Source organism: Paenibacillus sp. Y951 (genome assembly GCF_056786395.1).
Map to the genome: position 1 here is coordinate 71,970 of NZ_JBXCIY010000003.1, position 17,069 is coordinate 89,038.

General features: G+C 40.2%; 17 protein-coding genes. 15 read left to right on the forward strand and 2 right to left on the reverse strand.

The genetic code is table 11. The features are described 5' to 3' along the window. Positions 1-26: 26 nt before the first annotated feature. Positions 27-1,130: a hypothetical protein gene (locus tag AC1TPB_RS05090; protein ID WP_482075514.1), complete on the reverse strand. Its 1,104-nt coding sequence runs from the start codon at positions 1,128-1,130 to the stop codon at positions 27-29. 474 nt (positions 1,131-1,604) lie between these two features. Between AC1TPB_RS05090 and AC1TPB_RS05095 the strand changes: the two genes are divergently transcribed. The 12 genes from AC1TPB_RS05095 to AC1TPB_RS05150 all read left to right on the forward strand — a co-directional run bounded on the left by AC1TPB_RS05095 (position 1,605) and on the right by AC1TPB_RS05150 (position 12,615). Further along, positions 1,605-2,561 (forward strand): AAA family ATPase, encoded by a 957-nt coding sequence (locus AC1TPB_RS05095; RefSeq protein ID WP_482075515.1) that lies wholly within the window; start codon positions 1,605-1,607, stop codon positions 2,559-2,561. A gap of 11 nt (positions 2,562-2,572) precedes the next feature. Continuing rightward, positions 2,573-3,814, forward strand: a complete 1,242-nt coding sequence (locus tag AC1TPB_RS05100) for a DUF58 domain-containing protein (protein ID WP_482075516.1) — start codon at positions 2,573-2,575, stop codon at positions 3,812-3,814. After that, positions 3,814-6,126 (forward strand): transglutaminase-like domain-containing protein, encoded by a 2,313-nt coding sequence (locus AC1TPB_RS05105; RefSeq protein WP_482075787.1) that lies wholly within the window; start codon positions 3,814-3,816, stop codon positions 6,124-6,126. The genes AC1TPB_RS05100 and AC1TPB_RS05105 overlap by 1 nt, the downstream gene beginning before the upstream one ends. Before the next feature lie 177 nt (positions 6,127-6,303). Next, positions 6,304-6,828 (forward strand): YqeG family HAD IIIA-type phosphatase, encoded by a 525-nt coding sequence (locus AC1TPB_RS05110; RefSeq protein WP_482061356.1) that lies wholly within the window; start codon positions 6,304-6,306, stop codon positions 6,826-6,828. Then, on the forward strand, positions 6,828-7,964 hold the full coding sequence (gene yqeH / locus AC1TPB_RS05115) for a ribosome biogenesis GTPase YqeH (RefSeq protein ID WP_482075517.1): 1,137 nt from the start codon (positions 6,828-6,830) through the stop codon (positions 7,962-7,964). The genes AC1TPB_RS05110 and yqeH overlap by 1 nt, the downstream gene beginning before the upstream one ends. Positions 7,965-7,993: 29 nt before the next feature. Beyond that, complete coding sequence (aroE, locus tag AC1TPB_RS05120; RefSeq protein ID WP_482075518.1) at positions 7,994-8,869, forward strand: shikimate dehydrogenase; 876 nt, start codon at positions 7,994-7,996, stop codon at positions 8,867-8,869. Positions 8,870-8,992: 123 nt separating this feature from the next. Beyond that, entirely contained in the window at positions 8,993-9,286 is a 294-nt protein-coding gene (gene yhbY / locus AC1TPB_RS05125) for a ribosome assembly RNA-binding protein YhbY (protein ID WP_482061353.1), read from the forward strand. A 36-nt stretch (positions 9,287-9,322) separates the two neighbouring features. Next, complete coding sequence (gene nadD / locus AC1TPB_RS05130; RefSeq protein ID WP_482075519.1) at positions 9,323-9,910, forward strand: nicotinate-nucleotide adenylyltransferase; 588 nt, start codon at positions 9,323-9,325, stop codon at positions 9,908-9,910. Further along, entirely contained in the window at positions 9,903-10,472 is a 570-nt protein-coding gene (yqeK, locus tag AC1TPB_RS05135) for a bis(5'-nucleosyl)-tetraphosphatase (symmetrical) YqeK (protein ID WP_482075520.1), read from the forward strand. Before nadD ends, yqeK begins: the two co-directional genes overlap by 8 nt. 117 nt (positions 10,473-10,589) lie before the next feature. Continuing rightward, entirely contained in the window at positions 10,590-10,943 is a 354-nt protein-coding gene (rsfS, locus tag AC1TPB_RS05140) for a ribosome silencing factor (protein ID WP_482061350.1), read from the forward strand. After that, the gene (locus tag AC1TPB_RS05145) at positions 10,940-11,863 is read left to right on the forward strand and encodes a CvfB family protein (protein ID WP_482075521.1); all 924 of its coding nucleotides are present in this window, start codon (positions 10,940-10,942) and stop codon (positions 11,861-11,863) included. Before rsfS ends, AC1TPB_RS05145 begins: the two co-directional genes overlap by 4 nt. A 2-nt stretch (positions 11,864-11,865) precedes the next feature. Next, positions 11,866-12,615: a class I SAM-dependent DNA methyltransferase gene (locus AC1TPB_RS05150; protein ID WP_482075788.1), complete on the forward strand. Its 750-nt coding sequence runs from the start codon at positions 11,866-11,868 to the stop codon at positions 12,613-12,615. A 459-nt stretch (positions 12,616-13,074) separates the two neighbouring features. Here AC1TPB_RS05150 and AC1TPB_RS05155 read toward each other — a convergent pair whose 3' ends face one another. Further along, a complete protein-coding gene (locus AC1TPB_RS05155) occupies positions 13,075-13,296 on the reverse strand; it encodes a hypothetical protein (protein ID WP_482075522.1) in 222 nt (73 codons plus the stop codon). A gap of 332 nt (positions 13,297-13,628) precedes the next feature. Between AC1TPB_RS05155 and nrdI the strand changes: the two genes are divergently transcribed. The 3 genes from nrdI to nrdF are packed head-to-tail and all read left to right on the forward strand — an operon-like array spanning position 13,629 to position 17,059. Next, positions 13,629-13,988: a class Ib ribonucleoside-diphosphate reductase assembly flavoprotein NrdI gene (nrdI, locus tag AC1TPB_RS05160; protein ID WP_482075523.1), complete on the forward strand. Its 360-nt coding sequence runs from the start codon at positions 13,629-13,631 to the stop codon at positions 13,986-13,988. Beyond that, complete coding sequence (gene nrdE / locus AC1TPB_RS05165) at positions 13,975-16,059, forward strand: class 1b ribonucleoside-diphosphate reductase subunit alpha (protein ID WP_482075524.1); 2,085 nt, start codon at positions 13,975-13,977, stop codon at positions 16,057-16,059. Before nrdI ends, nrdE begins: the two co-directional genes overlap by 14 nt. Positions 16,060-16,102: 43 nt before the next feature. Further along, the gene (nrdF, locus tag AC1TPB_RS05170) at positions 16,103-17,059 is read left to right on the forward strand and encodes a class 1b ribonucleoside-diphosphate reductase subunit beta (RefSeq protein WP_482075525.1); all 957 of its coding nucleotides are present in this window, start codon (positions 16,103-16,105) and stop codon (positions 17,057-17,059) included. Positions 17,060-17,069: the final 10 nt, after the last annotated feature.

A 17,069-nucleotide genomic window follows, 5' to 3' on the forward strand; every position in this document is an offset into this window, starting at 1 on the left:
GCGAGAGTTGGAGGAAGCCTTTTTACTTACTGATCTTCGCCAACGACAGTAATGACAGTTTCAATGTTTTTCAGGATGATTTGTTCTAGCTGCAGTAGCTCATCCGTGTTAAGCGCAGGCTTAGTTAATGCTGCTCGCTCGGTTTGAAATTGCTTTGCTAAAGTTAAAGCGGCATTACCTTCGGCCATTTGAAGCTTATAACGAGTTGAAATTTCTTGTAGCTCAGCTGCAAACTTTTCATCCGTACCTGAAGAGATACAAAGCTTATACATATCAATAATATGATCGTTTTGTTCTGTTGGAAAATATTCATGTGGTGCGGTACTATCGAAAATTGCAAAGCCTAATTGGCGGCAAATAACCATATCTAAGCTATTAGGGTCTAGCCCACATTGATACACTTCAAGCTGATAATGCTGATCGATTCCTTTTTGTACAAGTTTACGAAGCAATGTTGATTTGCCTGAACCAGGTCTGCCTTTAATGAAATAGCGTTCTAAGCCTGCCGTTAAATTAGGTACATAGTCAATGGGGCCAGCGGGCGTTGCTGCTCCGAGAAAACGATGAATCGGAGTTAACGAAGGCTGATCTCCTAATGTAGGAAACAATTGATCTGCTAATTGCTCGGCGACTTGATTAGCGATTTCATAATCCATTGCATCGATATATATTTTTTCCCATTCATCGTGAATGACTAATGCTTGCTCATAGCTGCGATAAGCTTGCAGATGGTTTTTGTAGATTTGTTCCCCAAGTGCATCGATGGCTGCTTGATGCTGATCAATCATTGCTAAATTATAAAAGTCGTACATATTCAAAGTGATGACGGACCCTTTGAATTCTGCTGTTTCTAATAATGCCGGGGGAGCAGAACTAATAATACCAAGTCGATAGTGTGGTAATAAAATAGCTTGTAATTGCTGAGGAGATGATGGGTGATGAATCAGCTGTAATTCAAGCTGTTCCTTGCCCGATAATTGTTCGTGGAGCCGATCCATAAGCTCACCATTTTCGGAGCTGAACGGACCATCGATTACTATTAAGTATTGTAATTGTTTCATCGTTTCTGGAATGAGACTAATATAACCTTGAGAAGTATTTCCTGATAAAAAATAATGTAGCTGTGTCAAAATTTCACGCACCTTTCTAGGCAACTGTCTGATGATGTAGTTTATTACCGAAGGCCCAAATGTGTGCCTTATAATGATTTTACGAATATGCCGAAAGCTTGAAACTTTTATAAAGTGGCGAGCGTCTACATTTATATAGAAGAAACAAGAAAAATATCCAAATATACTATATATTTTTTGTAAACTTTTACAATCTTATGTTCTTTTGCTTAATAGTAATAGGATTCTTTATTGGCTTCATTTATAATGAAAATAACATCATAGTCTACCACTCCAAGTCGATAATAAAAGTTTGTTAATGCTAATGCTTACGAAGTTACTTTTCATTCACTTGATGAATAACAAGAGATATCATGAAAAGTTGTAGCTTACGAAGTAACTTTTTTCTCGTAAAAACTCACAAAAAGTTAAGTTTATGCTTACGAAGTAACTTTTTGCTCGAAAAACTCACAAAAAGTTTTAGGAGGTTAGATTATGGATAATTCGTCAATTGCGATGCAATTATGTCATAAAGTGTTTCATCAATTATGTTCAGCTATCGTAGGAAAAGAAGCGGAAATTGAAAGATTGCTTATTGCAGTGCTTGCTGGAGGACATATATTGCTGGAAGATGTACCTGGTACAGGAAAAACGCAACTTGTAAAATCACTTGCGAATACGATAGGCGGCGAATTCCGCAGAATTCAATGTAACCCCGACTTACTACCTTCAGACATCACAGGGTTTTCTATTTTTCATCCTGCCGAGCAGCGATTTATTTTCCGCAGCGGTCCAGTTCATACGAATGTACTGCTTGCGGATGAGATTAATAGAGCGACAACGAAAACTCAATCTGCATTATTAGAAGCAATGGAAGAAGGTTATGTAACCGTTGACGGTGAAGGACATAAACTGCCCGAACCATTTATTTTGCTCGCTACGCAAAATCCAATTGAATTTGAAGGTACATACACATTACCCGAAGCACAGCTAGATCGATTTATGCTGAAGCTCCGTCTTGGTTATCCATTGCCACAAGATGAACAGAAAATGATTCAACATACAAAGCGCATTCATCCTGCTGATCATTTAGAGCCATTAATGGATATTGAACAGCTTATAGCGATTCGTGAATTAGTGCAGCAGGTGCATCTAGATGATATTGTTGCCCAATATATGATCAAACTTATTGGTACGACAAGAAATCATCCTTATTTGATGCTTGGAGCAAGTCCAAGAGCTTCCATTTCTTTTGCAAAAGCAGTGAAAGCTAGAGCATTTCTAAATCAACGAAATTATGTAATTCCCGATGACATCAAGCTATTATTTTCTCATATTATTGGTCACCGCGTGTTATTAAGTATGGAAGCACGCCTACAAGGGGTCAATGTTAATCAAGTGCTTGAGCAAATACTGGCTACTGTTGATGTACCACTTTTTGTCCAAAGATAGGGGGCAATAAGATGAATAATAAACGCAACTGGATTGGTTTAATCGTGCTCTATTTATGTAGTCTGTTCTATTTTTTATTTCAAGGTGGAAAAACTTCACTTATGCTGTTTGGCATATTGAATATATTGCTGCTCTATTTGTCCATTGGTTATTGGAGTGGGATTCGAAATGTTCAAGGATACCGCATTATCGGCTATGAAGGACATCATCGACAACAGACGCAGGTTGTGGCAGGTCATTCCTTACAAATTACATTTAGCGCCCAATTCCCTCGTTTCATGCTTACGCCTTATGTGCTAGTAAGAGAATGCTTAATTCGACATGATGGTACGAAGCAACTGTATGAAGGGACGATGGTTCCAAGCTTTCGCAAGGAAAGTCAGTGGCAATATAGTATTCCTCATTTGAAACGGGGACAATATTCATTTGCTTCAACGACATGTTTAAGCTACGATGCATTCGGATTAAAATCACATGGTAGAGAAATTCAGATTGACAGCACGATTCAAGTATTTCCACAAACATTATCAGCGAAGCAATGGACAGAATTACTTCGTGCTCATCATGGCATCTATTCATCTAATACATTTTCTAAATATGCGAAGGAATCTACTGGACAAAATGGTGTCCGAGAATATATGCATGGTGATCGATTAAGTAAAATTCATTGGAGTGCCACCGCTCGCACGGGTTCATGGAAATCAAAAGATTTTGAGCGAGAAGCGATGAAAAAATCAGTTGTCGTATTAGATCGTTATGTACCAGCACTCTTATCTAATGAACGGGAGCGATTGCAGCAACGATTTGAAATTTCGGTCTCTACGGTTGCTTCCATATTAGAGTACAGTATGAAGAGTGATTCGGCTATTGGTTTATTGTCGGTAGGAGACAATCACTTCTATAGTAGTCCTCGCACTGGAATGACTCATCATGTTGGGATGATGAATCATCTGATGACAGTAGATGGGGATGCATCGAAACCACTTAGTCAGTTACTACATACTCAGATGAGAGATTTGCAAGATAATCATGTACTGTTTATCGTTACATTCGAATTAAGTACAGCGTTATTAGCTACACTGAAACAAATTCGTTCTGATTGTACGTTGTTCTATATTGCAAGTTATACTACGGCAACAGAACAAGCAGAGGCGATTGCGGCGATACGAGCTTTTCACATAGAAGGATATCGAGTTATTGAAATGGATGAATCGGAGCAAAGATTTGAAAGCTTAGAAGGAAGTGGAGCGTGATGAATGTGAAGGGTCATTATGAATGGCTACAACGTCTGACTCCGCTACTCGTTGCGATTATGATTACGAATGTGCTTACTGTTTTTCTAGGGTTTTGGTGGGAGGATACCTACGGTATTATATGGCTATCACTAGCATTAATTAGTTTTATACACTTTTTTGGGAGGTTAAGATTACCGAGATTCCTGCTGTATGTACTGGATCTCGTAGTAATAATTATGATCACGATGCTCATTACGAGGCATCGTTATGTACCGATTATAGAAGATATAACGCTATTTCCACGTATTTGGCATTATTTGCAAAGTCTACATCCATTTATTGGAATTGTACTAGCTGTTGTTGTTGCTCAACTGATCTTGAGTAGCTGGATCATTACAAAAAAACGACTGTATATATTTTTTTCGTTTTCGCTGTTAATTTTATGTGTGAAAGATTCATTCTCCCCCTTAAAATTATGGCCGCATATTGTCGTTATCATTGTATTGTTTCTTATATGGCATACATTACTACATTTTCAGCATTTACAGCAGAAAAACTCGAATAGCTTCACACTATTATTACACCGCCCATTAGCAATTATTGTACCGATAGTTACCGTCATCGGAATGTTACTTGTCATTGGGATGAATTTGCCTGCAAAACCACCATTATTAGAAGATCCTTATGCGCTTTGGAAGCAATCGCGCGGTGAAAAAGTAGAGATTGGCAATGGTTTGGGTAATCGTAATAACAGAAGTACGAGTATGGATAGCTCGCCATTAACTTCGATGACGTCAGGCTACAGTAGAACAGATAAAGAACTTGGTGGTAGCTTTGAATTTGATTATTCTCCAGTAATGACCGTTAAGACGACTCATAAAAGCTACTGGCGAGGTGAGTCTCGTTATTATTACGATGGTACAGGCTGGTACGACATGACCTATCTGTCAGAGAGCGATGGTATGACGGAAATTATCCGGATTGATGAAGAGTTTATCGCTGAGGAACGTCCGCTTGCGCAAACAGTTACCGTAGAGCAACAATATAACTTTGCTAGGCAGGTTCCACTGCCTGTATTATTTGCTGCAGGTCAAGCTACAAAGATATTAGAAATTATATATAAAGATACAGTAAATCTTACCGAACAATTAACTGATGTAACGGAAATTACGACGGTCGGGTCGGGAGAGTTACTTAAGGGGCTATTATGGCAGCCATACGATTGGCGTATTGAGCAATATGGAGATGGTACTGTAGCGTCAACTATTGCTACTTATGAGGTAGATTCGGAAGTTATTGTCATTGACCATAAAGCATTAACGGAAGCGACGGCCAAGATAGCTGATGAGCGAGCGATGCAAGCCTATACTTCTATCCCAGAATTAATTCCTGAGCGAGTTAAGCAATTAGCTGAAGACGTGACGGCGACAGCGAATAATGATTACGAGAAGGTATTGCTGCTTGAGCAGCATCTGAAATCATCGTACAACTATACGAATACGCCAGATGAGACGAAATTGACTGGGTTAAGCTCTGACTTTGTAGATCAATTTTTATTTGAAATACAGGAAGGGTATTGCGACTACTTTTCGACGGCAATGGTTATGATGGCTCGCACATTAGATATTCCTGCGCGCTGGGTTAAAGGCTTCTCCTCAGGAATAAGCGATCAAGCAATACCGAATTATGAACAGCTAGCTAGTTCGCAATATATGAAAAATTCAGATACATCAGGTACTTATACGGTTCGTAATGCTGATGCACATTCATGGGTAGAGGTTTATTTCGAGGGCTATGGCTGGATTGCCTTTGAACCTACACCTGGCTTTGCTTTTCCATATACTTATGTAGATGATGAGATTAATCCGCTAGATAATGTACTTGTTCCAACTCCGGCACCATTACTTTCAGACGATGTCGCTTCGCCACAAAATGGTAATACTAGTAGATTGCTTGCATGGATCGGTTATGTGTTGTTGGCACTTACAGCGACTATAGCGATTATATTGGCTGTGAAATATCGAGTAGAGTTCATTGCATTCATGAACAGCATTCGATATCGGAAGTATTCGATAAACGAAAGAATTATTGTGGAAACGACAAGTTTCTTCGCTTACTGCTATAGAAATGGATTAGACAAAGCTAGTAATAGTACACTTCGCGAAACAGTAGCAAGCTGGAACTTTGGATCAGCAACTTGGCGTAATGATTTACAGCAATTACTACAATATTATGAACGAGCCCATTATAGTGGTGAGCTAATGGGCGGAAAGCAGTTATCTGAAGTGCAAAGTCTCGTGAAACAATTAAAAAATAATATGAAATATTGAAATTTTAGTAGTCATTTCACTATATTTCTTCTATTATAATAGAAGCAGTAACAAATGAATGCTGACTTTTGCACCCGTCCGCAAGTTTTTCCTTGCGGGCGGGGTTTTGTTTTGCAACAAAATGACGTTGTATGTTATAGTTTCGTAATAAAGCATGAAGCAGGAGGAGTAGGTTTAGTGATTGAATTATTTCTACCTAAAATGAAGGTACAATCGATATATGATATTCCTTTGGATCTGCTCTACGAACAAGGGATTAGAGGGATAGTTACTGATCTAGATAACACTTTAGTTGGAGCGAAGTCTCCACAAGCAACGAAAGAGCTTGTTAGTTGGCTTGCGGCAGTAGCTGCTAAAGGTTTCGAGGTTGTAATTGTATCCAATAATAATGATAGTCGTGTCGGTACATTTGCTGCCCCATTGCAGCTTCCCTATATTCATGCAGCGAGAAAACCAGCGCAACGCGCGTTTGTTAAAGCATTAAACCTATTAAAACTAGAGCCAGCTCAAACGTTAATGATTGGTGATCAGATGATGACAGATGTGTTCGGTGGAAATCGGATGGGGATGCATACGGTACTCGTTGCACCAATTGCGCCCCTTGAAGAAGGCGTCATGACGAAAGTGAATCGCCGGCTTGAACGAATTGTTATCTCGAAATTACGCAAACGTAGATTGTGGCATGAGGAGGAAATAAACTAGTGAGTCAAAAAAGTAATAAGCATGAGTCTGATGGTCGAATTCATTGTGCTGGTTGTGGTGTAGCTATACAATCAGAAAATAAAGAATTAATCGGGTTTGTTCCGGCATCAGCAATAGAGAAGCAACCAATTATTTGTCAGCGTTGTTTCCGCATTAAAAACTATAATGAAGCATCATCGGTAGCACTTGATCAAGATGAATTTTTACGTCTATTAAGCGGTATTGGCGATACAAATTCATTAGTTGTGCATATCGTTGATATTTTTGATTTTGAAGGTAGCTTAATTTCTGGATTACAACGGTTTGTTGGCAATAATGAAGTGTTGTTAGTTGTTAACAAAATTGATCTTCTGCCTAAAGTGATGAATATGAATCGTATTCGTAACTGGGTGCAACAGCAAGCAAAGCAACAAGGACTACGTACGGTAGACGTTGTACTGTGTAGTGCGAAGCGTAATATCGGATTTGAACGCGTTATTGAAGAAATTGAAAATTATCGCAATGGGCGAGATGTCTACGTTGTTGGTGCAACGAATGTAGGTAAGTCTACGCTTATTAATCGTCTAATTTCCGATTATAGTGATCTGACTCAAGAATTGACGACTTCTCGTTATCCAGGTACAACGCTTGATGCTGTTCGAATTCCGTTAGATGATGGTCATGCGATCGTTGATACGCCAGGAATTGTATATGCTAGTCGGATAACTGAAATCGTTCCGCGTAGCTTCTTAGGAACGTTATTACCGGACAAGCCGATCAAGCCGCTTGTGTATCAATTGAATGAAGGACAAACTTTGTTCATGGGCAGTATTGTTCGTTTTGACTTTGTGGAGGGTGAGCGTCAATCATTTACTTTCTATATATCTAATGCCCTTAACATTCATCGTACTAAGCTGGAGCGTGCTGATGAATTATATGAACAACATCAAGGTGAATTGCTAGGTGGTCCAAGTCGAGAGGAACTCGCTGACATTCCGGCATGGACAAGACATACTTTACGTGTTAAACGCGGACAGTATAATGATGTCTATATTTCTGGGTTAGGCTGGATTCAAGCTAATAGCGATAGCGGTGCGTTACTTGATATTTATGCTCCCAAAGGAATAAAAGTGATTTTACGTGATTCAATGATCTAGCAGTAACAGATGCAGATGAGGTGATCGTTATGGACGTTGTACAACAATTATTGCAATGGCAGCAGGCTCATAGCAGTAAGGCGTTATATTGTGTAATCGGTGATCCTATAAAGCAATCGAAGTCTCCGCTCATGCTCAATCGAGCATTTGAAGAATGTTCGATTGATGCCACTTATGGTGCATTTCAAGTAGCACCAGACCAATTGCCTCAATTCGTACAGGCTGTGCGAGAGCTTGGTATATTAGGTATGAATGTAACGATCCCGCACAAGCTACATGTGATGGAATTGATCGATGAGATCGATGCCGATGCGTTGAACTTAGGTGCTGTTAATACCGTTGTTAATCGCAATGGTCGATTGATCGGTTATAACACCGATGGAATCGGCTATGTTCGATCGTTGAAGGAAGAAGCAGTAGCTAATATTACAAATAAGAAGATTGTTGTAGTTGGAGCGGGCGGTGCAGCCAGAGGTATTATATATGCACTACTTCAAGAAAATCCTTCATCTATATATGTTATCAATCGTACCGTTGCAAAAGCGGAGGAATTAGTCGCTTCATTGCAAAGCACTGTGCCGTTGCTAGCAGCTGGACAAGCTGAGCTGGAACAGTTATGCAATGATGCAGATATTGTAATTAATACGACGTCTGTTGGCATGTATCCGCATCCTGATGAAACGCCCATTGCAGGACAATGGATGAAGTCAGGAGCAGTAGCGAGCGATCTTATTTATAACCCGTTGAAAACTCAATTTCTTCACGAAGCGGAGCAGCATGGCTGTATCGCTCATGGTGGTTTAGGTATGTTCATTTATCAAGGTGCATTTGCATTTGAATATTGGACGGGTCAGGTAGCGCCAGTTGAAGCGATGAGAGAAGAAGTACTAGCTGTACTACAGTAGGGGTAGTTCAAAATCGCTGACTGTGATCACGACGTAACGCGCTGTAGCTTAGTCGGCGTCGAATATGCCCTCCATCGAAAGCCTGCATTTTGAATATTTACAATACGAAAGAGGTTATTATTTATGTTAACAGGAAAACAAAAGCGTCATTTGCGTTCATTAGCGCATCATCTAACTCCAATCTTCCAAATCGGTAAAGGTGGAACGAATGAAAATCTTGTTCGCCATATTGAAGAAGCGATTGAAAAGAGAGAGTTAATTAAAATCTCAGTATTGAATAACTGTGATGATGATGCCAAAGAAATCGGTCAAGAGATTTCAGCAGCTTCAGGTACTGAACTAGTACAAGTTATCGGTAAAACGATAGTGCTATACAAGGAATCGGTTGATTACAAAACAATTGTTCTTCCAAGATAGTGATATTACGATAACAAAGTGATCGGAGGTGGCATAATGCGTAAAGTTGGCATAATGGGTGGGACATTTGACCCCATTCATAATGGTCATCTGATTGCAGCAAGCTCAGCTATTGAAGCGGCGTCCTTAGATGAAGTATGGTTTATCCCTACTGCCACTCCTCCATTAAAGCCGAATGCCCCGATTGCAACAGCGGAGCAACGTTTACAGATGGTTCAGTTAGCTATTACAGGCCAAGCGGCTTTCCGCGCACTAGATATTGAGTTAAGCCGTAGTGGCGTTAGTTACTCATTCGATACAGTAACTAGATTAATGAGTCAGTATCCTCAGCATCAGTTTAGCTATATTATTGGTTCTGACCGTATTCATGATTTGCCGACATGGCATCGAGCAGAAGAACTAAGATCATTAATTTCATTTATTGGTCTTAATCGACCTTCTGATCCGTTGCAACTTGACTTACTTTCTAGTGAGTGGAGAAGTAAACTAACGATTGCAGCTATGCCGCTTATCGGTATATCATCTACAGAGCTCCGTTTGCGTGCGCAGCAGGGATTATCTTTGCAGTATTATGTCCCCGATTCCGTTGCGCAGTATATAAGGGGGAATCGAATTTATGAATAGAGCACAGATTATCGAGTCTGTGAGTGTACAAATGCCAGAACGCCGTTGGATTCATACACAAGGTGTGATGAGTACTGCGATTGAGCTAGCTGAGCGTTACGGTGAAAACCCAGAACGAGCAGAATTAGCCGCGATTATCCATGACGTTGCAAAATATTGGCCCGTCGCAGAGCAAGCTGCTTATATTAAGCAATACTCGCTCGATGAGCAAGTGTTACTATATAATAAGGAATTATGGCATGCTGAAGTAGGGGCATCTGTTGCCAAAGAACAGTATGGGGTGCATGATAGCGAGATATGTGATGCGATCCGTTATCACACTTCTGGTAGAGCTAATATGACTCTAATAGAGAAAATTGTTTGGCTTGCCGATTATATTGAGCCAAATCGTGATTTTCCAGGTGTTAATGAAGCGCGTGAGCTGGCTATGGCGAGCTTGGAAAGAGCGATCTTATTCGGCCTTGATCAAACGATCGTATTTCTAATTGAAAAAGGGAAAATAGTCTACCCTGTCACTATAGAAGCGAGAAATAGTATCGTACAACAATTGAACATGAAATAAATATTACGCAAAAGCTATTCAAAAATGATATGTAAAATTTGGTTTATGCTTCCGAAGCGATTTTTTATTGCTAGGAAGTTATTCGAAGCAGTTATGAAAAATATTAGGAGGGTTATAATGAAGGGACAAGATCTAGTAAAACAATTATTAACAGCAGTGGTAGATGCAGCAGAGGACAAGAAAGCACATGATCTAATTACTTTAGATTTGAATGGTTTGTCATTAGTGGCCGATTATTTCGTTATTTGTACTGGTAACTCAGATACTCAAGTATTGGCAATTTCAACTGAAATCCGTAAAATGGCGGCCAAGGAAGGTTATACGATCCGTGGTATAGAAGGTGAAAATACAGCGCGTTGGGTATTAATTGATATTGGAGATGTTGTTGTACACATTTTCCATCGTGAAGAAAGAGAGTATTACAACATCGAGAAAATTTGGTCCGATGCGAAGGTTGTGGAATCTGTATGAGTTATGTAGCAGGAACGACTGAGCGATTACAGATTTCTCGTGAAGTTTCTCCTTATGGTTATTTTCTAAACAATGGTGAAGAGGATGTATTGCTGCCCTATACGGAACTAGTAGGATCTAAGCCACATGTTGGTGATGAGATTGAAGTGTTCATCTTCTTCGATTCAGAAGATCGTATTTGCGCGACAATGAACAAACCATTCATCTCATTTGGAGAAATGGCTCGATTGGTTGTAGCTGATGTCCATCCAAGACTAGGTTGTTTTCTAGAGATGGGCTTAGGACGTCAACTATTGCTACCACTAAGTGAATTACCGGAAATGATCGAGTATCGTCCTATTGTTGGTGACGAAGTATTCGTATTCATGACTCATGATAAGAGCGGCCGACAAATTGCGAAGCTTGCGCAAGAGCCAGAGCTTGCTCCACTTACGTTTCCGGCTCCGGCAGCTTGGAGAAATCAGTGGGTTGAAGGTTGGGTTACGAAAAGCTTACAAATGGGTTCCTTCGTTGTTATTGATGGTGGCGTGGTAGGGTTCGGAGCATACGGACTAATCCCGAGCACCGATCGTATCGAAAGCTTGCGTCTAGGTCAACGTGTCAAAGCACGTGTAACGTTTGTTCGAGAAGATGGACGCGTCAATTTATCGATGACACAGCAGAAGGAATTTGGTCGTGTTGAAGATGCTGATCGGATATTAGCATTTCTTAAAGAACGTCCAAGTGGCGGTATGCCGTATTCTGATGCGACGGAAGCAGAATTGATTCGCAGTCGCTTTGGTGTGAGCAAGGGCGCTTTCAAGCGTGCATTAGGCAAACTTATGCGTGAAGGTATCGTTGTGCAGCAAGGTAGCTGGACGTATCTCACGGAAAATGCGCCAAAGTCGCAACCTGAAAGCACGGATGAGGTTGAACAATAATGATCGAAGCATACGGTCAATTTGCTACTGTATACGATCGACTTATGGCAGATATGCCCTATGAAGAATGGATCGCTTTCGCTGAAGCCGTATGGCAGGAACACGGGCAGCCGCAAAAAGTGGTGGATCTTGGATGTGGTACCGGTAGCATTGCGATTCCGTTAGCGTTACAGGGGTATAAGGTTGTAGGTATTGATCTATCGAGTGATATGCTAGCTGTTGCCCAGCAGAAGTGGGTACAACAAGGCGCGACGAGTGGTGATCTTACATTGCTTGAGCAAAATATGTGTCAGTGGGAAATTTCAGAACAAGTAGACTCGGTCATCTCTTTCTGTGATTGCTTGAACTACATTGTCGATGAAGATGATCTACTAGCCACATTATCAGCTACGTATGAACAATTGAAGCCAGGCGGAAGCTTTATATTCGATGTTCATCCGATTACGCGCTTTGAGCAATATGCGGCGGATCAGCCATTTGTTTATGATGAGAACGGAATCTCTTACATGTGGAGTAGTGAATATGATGAGGATGAACATATTATTGAACATTTTCTCTCCATATTTGTTCAGGAGCCCGATGGTCGCTATAGCAGAATTGATGAGGAACATGTCCAACGAGCATATAGCTCTAAGTGGTTAGAAGGGGCATTGCGCTCAGTCGGCTTTACTCATATACATTTGTATAGTGATTTCCAGTTGAAGGCTGCTGACGACGATACAACTCGTTTGTTCTTCGTGGCTATAAAATAAATGTTTTTGGCCCTTCATTTGAACTAACATCAAATGAAGGGCCAAATTGCCTACATTGTAACGAAACCCAGCAACGTGTACGGTATGAGTACACGAGCGGTCAAAAGCACGAGGTTATTCAGCACGAAGCTTCCAATGAAGGTTCAAGAAGCGGGCTTTACACGAAGCTTTCAATAGTGGCCCCGAACCAAGCTACAAAGCAATACCCAGCAACGTGTACGGTACGAGTACACGAGCGGTCAAAAGCACGAGGTTATTCAGCACGAAGCTTCCAATGAAGGTCCAAGAAGCGGGCTTTCAGAACCGAGAAGATGGAGTAAATTTTTGAAAAGCGGAAGCGCGAGTGTACGTTATTGGTACATGCGAACCGTATTTTCGGAAATTGGCTTCTTATTCGACGTCGAGTAACCTTCGAAGCAATCCCATCGTTATCAAAGTCCGCTTTTGAAGCACCCTCTACTATTCTCTGAGTGCGTCAGTCAATTTACTGTGCATACTAGATATAGTGTTACCCTTTTGGGCGATTGATGTACGTAATTTATGCAAATTAAGCTTTAACTGCTCATTTTCTGCCGCAAGCTGTTCGATGTAGTTTTTCAATTCAACATCTTGTATATGACTTACTTGGCATAAATGTGCAAGTCTGTTAAGAGCTTCTTTGGTTGATAATATAGCTTTCATAAGCGCCTCCAAAACGATCTATAAAATGTCACTATCACATCATAACGTGATCTGATAAAATAGTCGAGCGGCGAAATCTCAAGCCCCTATTGGGACGAGCGTTATGAAAATATTTTCATAGCCAAAATTGCAAAGAATATGACGAAATCGCATTGACTCCACCTATATATTGAGGTATGATTCTATTCATCGACTATATCTAGTTGTGGGTATAGCAATCTAGCAGTTAAACTGCGGACACCAAGGTTCTGACTACAAGCGCATCTGCCTGTCACGTATAGGGGGTAGAGCGCTTTTTGATTGGAATAAATGGTATGAGGAGAGAGTGGAAAATGTTAGTTGTATATGATTCTAAGACAGGCAATGTCAAACGCTTTGTGAAAAAATTAAATATGCCAGTCGTCTCTATTGATGAGATGCCCAAGGTGGACGAGCCGTACGTTCTTATTACATATACAACGGGCTTTGGACAAGTCCCTCAGAAGGTCAATGATTTTTTGCAAGAGAACCACAACATGTTGAGAGGCGTCTCAGCAAGTGGTAACCGTAACTGGGGCACTGGCTTCGCAAAAAGTGCTGATACAATATCAGAGACGTACCATGTACCGGTCATTTCTAAGTTCGAACTTTCTGGCACAAATAAAGACACGCTACAATTCATGGAAAGGGTGCAAACCATTGAAACATATTGAACTGAATAATGAGCTCCTACAACGCGGAGCAGACGGTTTCTACCAGTTAGAAAAAGATAAAGAAGCAGTTGCTGCATTTATGGCTGAAGTTGACGAAAAAAGTGTGAAATTTGCTTCTTTGCATGATAAATTGAACTATCTTATCGAGAATGATTTCTATGACAACGTATATGACAAATATACATATGATCAAGTGAAATCAATCTTTGATCTTACTGAAGCTGCAAAATTTGAATTCCAATCCTATATGGCTGCTTCGAAATTTTATAAAGACTATGCGATGAAAACAAATGACAAGGCACAATATCTTGAGGCGTACCATGAGCGTGTTTCGATCGTAGCTTTGCATCTTGGCGAAGGCGACATCGAAAGAGCGACTCGTATTGCACAAGCAATGATTGATCAACGTCTACAACCTGCGACTCCAACATTCCTTAATGCTGGTAAAAGTCGTCGTGGTGAGATGGTATCATGCTTCTTGCTTGAAATGGATGATTCCTTGAACTCTATTAACTATGTGCTTGGCACATGTATGCAACTTTCCAAAATCGGTGGTGGTGTTGCTGTTAACCTATCCAAGCTACGTGGTCGTGGTGAACCGATTAAAGGTGTAGAAGGCGCAGCAAAAGGGGTTATGCCTGTTCTGAAGCTAATGGAGGATGCATTCTCTTATGCGGATCAGATGGGTCAACGTAAAGGTTCTGGTGCTGGATATTATAATATTTTCGGTTGGGACGTTATCGAATTCCTAGATAGCAAAAAGATTAATGCTGACGAGAAATCTCGCATCAAAACATTATCAATCGGTCTTATTATTCCTAACAAATTCTATGAATTAGCAGCACAAAGCAAACCACTACATGTATTCGGACCATATTCCGTATACAAAGAGTACGGTCAACATCTTGATGATATCGATATAGATGCTATGTATGACGAGTTGCTTGCTAATGACAACGTGAAGAAAAAAGTAGTCATGAGTGCACGTGATATGCTTACAAAAATTGCTTCGATTCAACTTGAATCTGGATATCCATACATTATGAACAAGAGCAATGCTAACAAATGGCATGCTTTGAAAGACATTGGTTCTGTAAAAATGTCTAATCTATGTACTGAGATTTTCCAATTGCAAGAAACTTCGGAAATTAACGACTATGGATATGAAGATATCATTCGTCGCGATATAAGTTGTAACCTTGCTTCCTTGAACATTGTAAATGTGATGGAACGCAAAGAAATTAAAGATTCTGTACACGTTGGTATCGAAGCGTTAACTACAGTAAGTGATCTTTCGCAAATCGATAACGCACCTGGCGTTCGTAAAGCGAATGAAGAGCTTCACTCCGTTGGTCTGGGCGCAATGAACCTTAACGGCTACCTTGCGAAAAATAAGATCTCTTATGAAAGTCCAGAAGCTCGTGAATTTGCAGGCGTATTTTTCATGATGATGAATTTCTATTCCATTGAGAAAAGTATGGAAATTGCCAAAGAACGTAAAGCAACATTCAAAGATTTTGATCGTTCTGAATATGCAAAAGGTACTTATTTCGATCGCTATGTTGAAACGGATTTCCGCCCTCAACTAGCACGTGTACAAGAGCTATTCGATGGTATGCATATCCCAGGTCCTGCTGATTGGGCAGAGCTTAAAGGTAAAGTACAAGAGCATGGACTATTCCACGCTTACCGTCTAGCGATTGCACCGACTCAAAGTATTTCTTATATTCAAAATGCAACGTCAAGTGTAATGCCGATTGTTGAACATATTGAAACTCGTACGTATGCGAACTCAACAACATATTACCCAATGCCGTATTTAGCAAATGATAACTTCTTCTTCTATAAATCTGCTTACAATATCGATCAGTTCAAATTGATTGATCTTATCGCAGAACTAGGACAGCATATTGACCAAGGCGTATCTACTGTACTCCATGTTAATAGTAATGTTACGACACGTGAACTTTCTCGTTTCTACATTTATGCTGCACAAAAAGGATTGAAATCCTTGTACTATACAAGAACAAAACGACTAACTATCGAGGAATGTACAAGCTGCGCCGTATAAAGCGCAGTTGTATTTCATCATAATGTGAAGGAGTATACTGAACATGAAAGCAGTAAACTGGAACCGTCCTGACGACGATTTTACTCAAACGTTCTGGCAACAAAATGTTATGCAATTCTGGACGGATGAAGAGATTCCTTTATCAGATGATAAAATGGATTGGGAATTAATGACGCTAGATGAGCGTTCTTTATATAAGCAAGTGCTTGGTGGATTGACGCTACTTGATACCGTTCAAGGCGGTATTGGCATGCCGAAAATTTTGGAGCATGTAGAAGGCTTACAACGTAAAGCAGTACTTGGATTTATGGGAATGATGGAGCAAATTCATGCGAAATCATATAGTAGTATTTTCACGACACTAGCTTCTACTGAGGAAATTGATGAGATTTTCAAATGGATAGAAACGAATCCTCAGCTGCAGAAGAAAGCTGGAATTATTGCGGATTGGTATAATGGTATTGAGAACGATCGTGATCTTTATCGAGCGATGGCAGCTTCCGTTCTACTGGAGAGCTACTTGTTCTACAGTGGCTTCTTCTATCCTCTATATCTAGCTGGACAAGGCAGAATGACAAGTAGTGGTGAGGTTATTGACTTAATCTTACGTGATGAAAGTATTCATGGCCTATACATCGGTGTTCTTGCGCAAGAAATCGCTGCGACATTCTCACAAGAAGAGCAAGACAAGCTTGCACAGGAAGTGCTTGATCTATTGTTGGAGCTATATGATAATGAAGTCGTCTATACGGATTCATTATATTCCACACTTGGATTACAAGAAGAAGTTAAAGCCTATGTTCGTTATAATGCGAATAAAGCATTAATGAATCTTGGTTTGGAGCCTTATTTTGAAGAAGAGCCAATTAATCCAATCGTATTTAATGGGATTAGTACGCATACAAAGCAGCATGATTTCTTCTCCAAAAAAGGGAATGGTTATGTTCGTACATTGAATATAGAGCCATTAACGGATGATGACTTTGTATTTAACTTCTAATTATTGTATA